This window comes from Occallatibacter sp. (assembly GCF_049510455.1).
GTDB lineage: Bacteria > Acidobacteriota > Terriglobia > Terriglobales > Acidobacteriaceae > Telmatobacter.
On sequence record NZ_JBEKYX010000172.1, the window covers coordinates 1 to 4,515 of the forward strand.

Annotated in this window: 4 protein-coding genes; 2 read left to right on the forward strand and 2 right to left on the reverse strand. The window is 57.9% G+C overall.

What is annotated here, in order from left to right; all coding sequences use genetic code 11:
• Positions 1-118: 118 nt before the first annotated feature.
• Positions 119-1,318 carry a nucleoside permease gene (locus ABSG47_RS20320; protein WP_424172217.1) on the reverse strand — a complete coding sequence of 400 codons (1,200 nt, stop codon included), beginning with the start codon at positions 1,316-1,318 and terminating at the stop codon, positions 119-121.
• Positions 1,319-1,448: 130 nt separating this feature from the next.
• Here ABSG47_RS20320 and ABSG47_RS20325 point away from each other — a divergent pair, with 130 nt between their 5' ends.
• Positions 1,449-3,938: a DUF3536 domain-containing protein gene (locus ABSG47_RS20325; protein ID WP_424172220.1), complete on the forward strand. Its 2,490-nt coding sequence runs from the start codon at positions 1,449-1,451 to the stop codon at positions 3,936-3,938.
• 26 nt (positions 3,939-3,964) lie between these two features.
• The gene (locus tag ABSG47_RS20330) at positions 3,965-4,375 is read left to right on the forward strand and encodes a tetratricopeptide repeat protein (RefSeq protein WP_424172223.1); all 411 of its coding nucleotides are present in this window, start codon (positions 3,965-3,967) and stop codon (positions 4,373-4,375) included.
• Between the two features lie 9 nt (positions 4,376-4,384).
• On the opposite strand, the gene ABSG47_RS20335 is transcribed toward ABSG47_RS20330, so the two are convergent.
• Positions 4,385-4,513, reverse strand: a complete 129-nt coding sequence (locus tag ABSG47_RS20335) for an ABC transporter ATP-binding protein (RefSeq protein ID WP_424172226.1) — start codon at positions 4,511-4,513, stop codon at positions 4,385-4,387.
• Between the last annotated feature and the right edge of the window lie 2 nt (positions 4,514-4,515).

A 4,515-nucleotide genomic window follows, 5' to 3' on the forward strand; every position in this document is an offset into this window, starting at 1 on the left:
CGATTTCGAAAACTACTGGTCAGCTTCGAAAAGACCGAAGAGAGCTACGTGGCTCTGCTGTCACTGGCCGCAGCCATGATTTGCTGGAGGCAGACCACAGCTATTCACGGATAAGTTCTTAGTTAGACGCTGTCTCCCGCTCCCGGAACGCGACAACGAACAGCAACAATATCACCGCTGAAAGCCCACCCGCGAAGAGCCAGATAGCGCGCCAGTTGTGGGCCTGCGTACCGTCCGCCAGCGTGGTCGCATAGGCATCCACCACCTTGCCGCTCAGCCACGATCCCAGCAGCATGCCCAGGCCATACGTAATCAGCGTGATCATGCCCTGCGCTGCACTGCGGTAGGCTGCGGGAGCCTTGCGGTCGGTGTAAATCTGGCCGGTCACGAAGAAGAAGTCATAGCAGATGCCGTGCAGCACGATGCCCAGAAGCAGCATCCACACACCCGGACCTGGATTGCCAAAGGCGAAGCACGCGTAACGAACAACCCACGCCGCCATGCCCGCCACCAGCATCCACTTCACACCCAGCCGCCGGAAGAACCACGGGATTAATAGCATGCAAAGAAACTCAGACACCTGGCCCAGCGCCATCTTAGCCGCCGAATTGGTGACACCGATCTGGACAAGGAAGGGGTTGGTGAAGGCGTAGTAGAACTGCAGAGGCACGCAGATGAGAAATGAAGCCAGCGCAAAAATGAGAAAGCTTCTATCGCGGAACATGCGCCGGACTTCGACCGGAAACAGATTGCCGACGCTGAAGGGTTCCGTCGCCTGCGGAGGCGTGTGCGGCAGAGTCAGCGAATAGACCGCCAGCAATATAGACGCAATCGCTGCTATCTTGAGCGGCAGCGACGTCTGCTCTCCGTGCATGTAGCTGACCACAAATCCCGCGCAGATCCAGCCAATCGTTCCGAGCACGCGGATGTATGGAAACTCTGACTTGGGATCGCGCATCTGGCGGAAGGAAATAGCATTTACCAGGCCCAGCGTTGGCATATACAGAACCGCATACGCCAGCACCAGCCAGTAGAGCAGCCCGAAATTCGTTTGCATGGAGGCGAGGTAAAGCAGGATGCCACCGGCTAGATGCAACAGCGCCAGCATGTACTGCGCGGGCATCAGATTGTCCGCAACCCAACCCGCCAGAAAAGGAGAGACTACCGCGCCTATAGCCGTCGTTCCGGCGACGAGACCAGTCTGCACACCATTGAAGTGCAACGTCTGGCTCACCCAGGTGGTAACGGTCACATACCATGCGCCCCAGATAAAGAATTCCAGAAACATCATCGCGGCCAGACGAGACTTCAGAAGCATTCAGGCTCCATGTAACAGCAAATAAGAAGGTCGTAGGTCAGCATACGGCATTATGCCTATGACACGGCATCTCACCGGATGCGCATAAAATAATCGCGTAGCTCTTATACAGGAACCTAACGGATACTAGATGGCTTCTTCCAAACGTTTTGTCTGCATCCACGGCCATTTCTATCAGCCGCCGCGGGAGAATCCCTGGCTCGAAGCGATCGAGACCCAGGACTCGGCTGCTCCCTATCACGATTGGAATGAGCGAGTTTGCGCCGAGTGCTACGCGCCCAACGGCGCGGCACGCATTGTCAACATCCAGAACAAGATCATGGGCATCGCCAACAACTATGCCCGCATCAGCTTCAACTTCGGTCCAACTCTACTGAGCTGGCTCAAGGAAAACGCGCAGCGCACCTACCGCATGATCCTGGACGGCGAGCGCAAGAGCCGCCGCGCCTTCAAGGGCCATTCCTCTGCAATGGCCCAGGTTTACAACCACATCATCATGCCGCTTGCCAATGCCCGCGACAAGATCACGCAGATTCGCTGGGGTATCGCAGACTATATTTCGCATTTCGGTGCGCCGCCTGAAGGCATGTGGCTCGCGGAAACGGCTGTTGATTCCGAGACCCTGGAACTGCTGGCTCAGCACGGCGTGAAGTTCACGATCCTCGCTCCGCGGCAGTGCCGTCGCGTGCGACGGATTGCTGGAGCCGATGGAGACGTGGTGTGGTCGCCCACGCCGAACGACACCGTCAATTCCACGCGCCCTTATCTCGTCCGCTTCGCCTCGGGACTCTCGATCACTGTCTTTTTCTATAACGGCGGAATCTCGCAGGCCATCGCATTTGAAGGCCTGCTGAACTCCGGCGATGCCTTTGCCGGTCGGCTCAAGGATGGATTTATCCCGGATGCTACCGGCCCGCAGCTCATGCACGTCGCCACCGATGGAGAGAGCTACGGCCACCATCACAGATACGGCGAGATGGCGCTGGCCTACGCCATCAAGCTCCTGGACCAAGACAAAACTGTACATCTGGCAAACTACGGCAGCTTCCTCGCGCAGTTTCCACCGGATCATGAATGCGAGATCGTAGAGAACAGCTCCTGGTCCTGCATTCACGGCGTTGAGCGATGGCGCTCCAACTGCGGTTGCAACAGTGGCCGCCCTGGCTGGAACCAGGCATGGCGCAAGCCTCTGCGCGAGGCGCTCGACGCGCTGCGCGATGCCCTGGTCCCGCTTACTGAGGCCGAGGGAGTGAAGCTGTTTCAAGATGTATGGGCCGCCCGCAACGCCTACATCGATGTAATCCTCAACCGTAACAATGAAACCACCAACCGCTTCTTCGAAGCGCAGCAAAGCCATGCGTTGAGCGCTGAAGAGCGCAATCGCGCTCTCAAGCTGATGGAGATGCAGCGCCACGCGCAGTTGATGTACACCAGTTGCGGCTGGTTCTTTGACGACATCTCGGGTATTGAGACCGTGCAGGTGATTGCGTATGCCGCTCGCGTTCTGCAGCTTGCGCAGAACCTGTTTGCGGATCGCGCCGCAGCTCTCGAACCGGCGTTTCTTGCCACGCTGAAAGAAGCCATCTCGAACGTGCCAAGCCAGCAGGACGGCGCACATATTTATACCGATCTCATTAGCAATCTCAAGCTAAGTCTTGAGCAGGTGGCCGCGCATTACGCCATCAGCTCCATGTTCACCCCCTATGGCGATGAGGCCAAAATCTACAGCTACGCTGTGCGCCGCCTCTCGCACGACATCTTCACATCCGGCCGCGGCCGCCTGGGCGTTGGCAGGGCGAATGTAGCTTCCACTATTACGGCGGAGCAGCAGTCCTTCCAATATGCTGTGCTTCACTTCGGCGACCAGAACATTACTGCCGCAGTGAAACCGTATGCCGAGCAGGACGCCGATGCCTTTTCACAGTTTGCAGCCGAAGCAGCCGAGTGCGTTCAGCGCGCTGACTTCGCCCAGGTCATTCGCCTGCTCGATCGCGCCTTTGAGCGCGTCGATTATTCGCTCACTTCGCTCTTCCGCGACGATCAGCACCAGATCGTAAAGCTTATTCTCAATACAACGCTTTCCAACATTGAGGGCGCGCTTACCACCATTTACGAAGACCACTCAAGCCTTCTGCATTTTCTGTCGCAGTCGGGTCTGCCCAAGCCTCCTGCGCTCACGATTGCAGCCAGTTTTGCCATCAACGCCGGCCTCAAGCGCGCCATCGAGTCTGACCCGGTCGACCAGGCATTGATCAAATCATTTCTCAACCTCGCCAAAGCCGATCAGGTTTCACTTGAAACCGCTACGCTCTCCTACATCGCCGACCAGCGCATGAAGCGCGCCATGATCGATCTGATCACGTCGGCATCGCAGGAGGCTCTCGATCGCGCCCTCGCTCTTGGCCGCGCACTCGTGGAGCTTCCCTTTGAATCGAGCCTTTGGCAGGCGCAGAACATCTGGTATGAGTTCCTCAGCAACCAGCCTCCTGCCATCGCCGCGCTTACCGGCTATGCCCGCACCCGCTGGGACGAGGACTTCAACGCGCTCGGGCAGAGCCTCTCCATTGACGCTGCTTCCGTCAACGTCCAGGATGCTGTACCTGTAACCACCGGAGACTAGAGCAACCTCAGTGATCGGAGATTTTCATGCCCACAGCCGCTGAATCTATCGCAGAAGGCAAGCGAGCCCGTGTCGAGCGCGATCTCGACGCCGCCCGCGCTTACTACGCCGACGCGGCGAAGATCTTCCGCAAGGAAGAGAACCGCCTCGCGTATGCGCACACCATACGCCACATTGCGGACATGTTTCTCGACGAAGCAAAACACGACGAAGCCAAACCGCTCTACGAAGAAGCTCTCGAAATCTATCGCAGCAACCTCGATACAAAGCTCCTCGACCTCGCCAACACCGTTCGGCCCTACGCTCAGCTCAACGAGGTCATTGGCAATCTCGAAGCAGCTCGCAAGCACTGGCAGGAGGCCCACAATCTCTACGCTTCTCTTCGCCTGGATGTTGGCGTGGAAGAGTGCGGCAAGCACATTGCCGCCCTTCAGTAAGAAGACGAACTAGCCTCGCACCACCGCCAGCGGCTGCTCGCGATCGGTACGCATCGTCGGCACAGAGGCCAACAGGCTTCGTGTGTATTCATGCCGCGGCCGGGTGAGAACCTCATTCACCGGCCCGGTCTCAACAATCT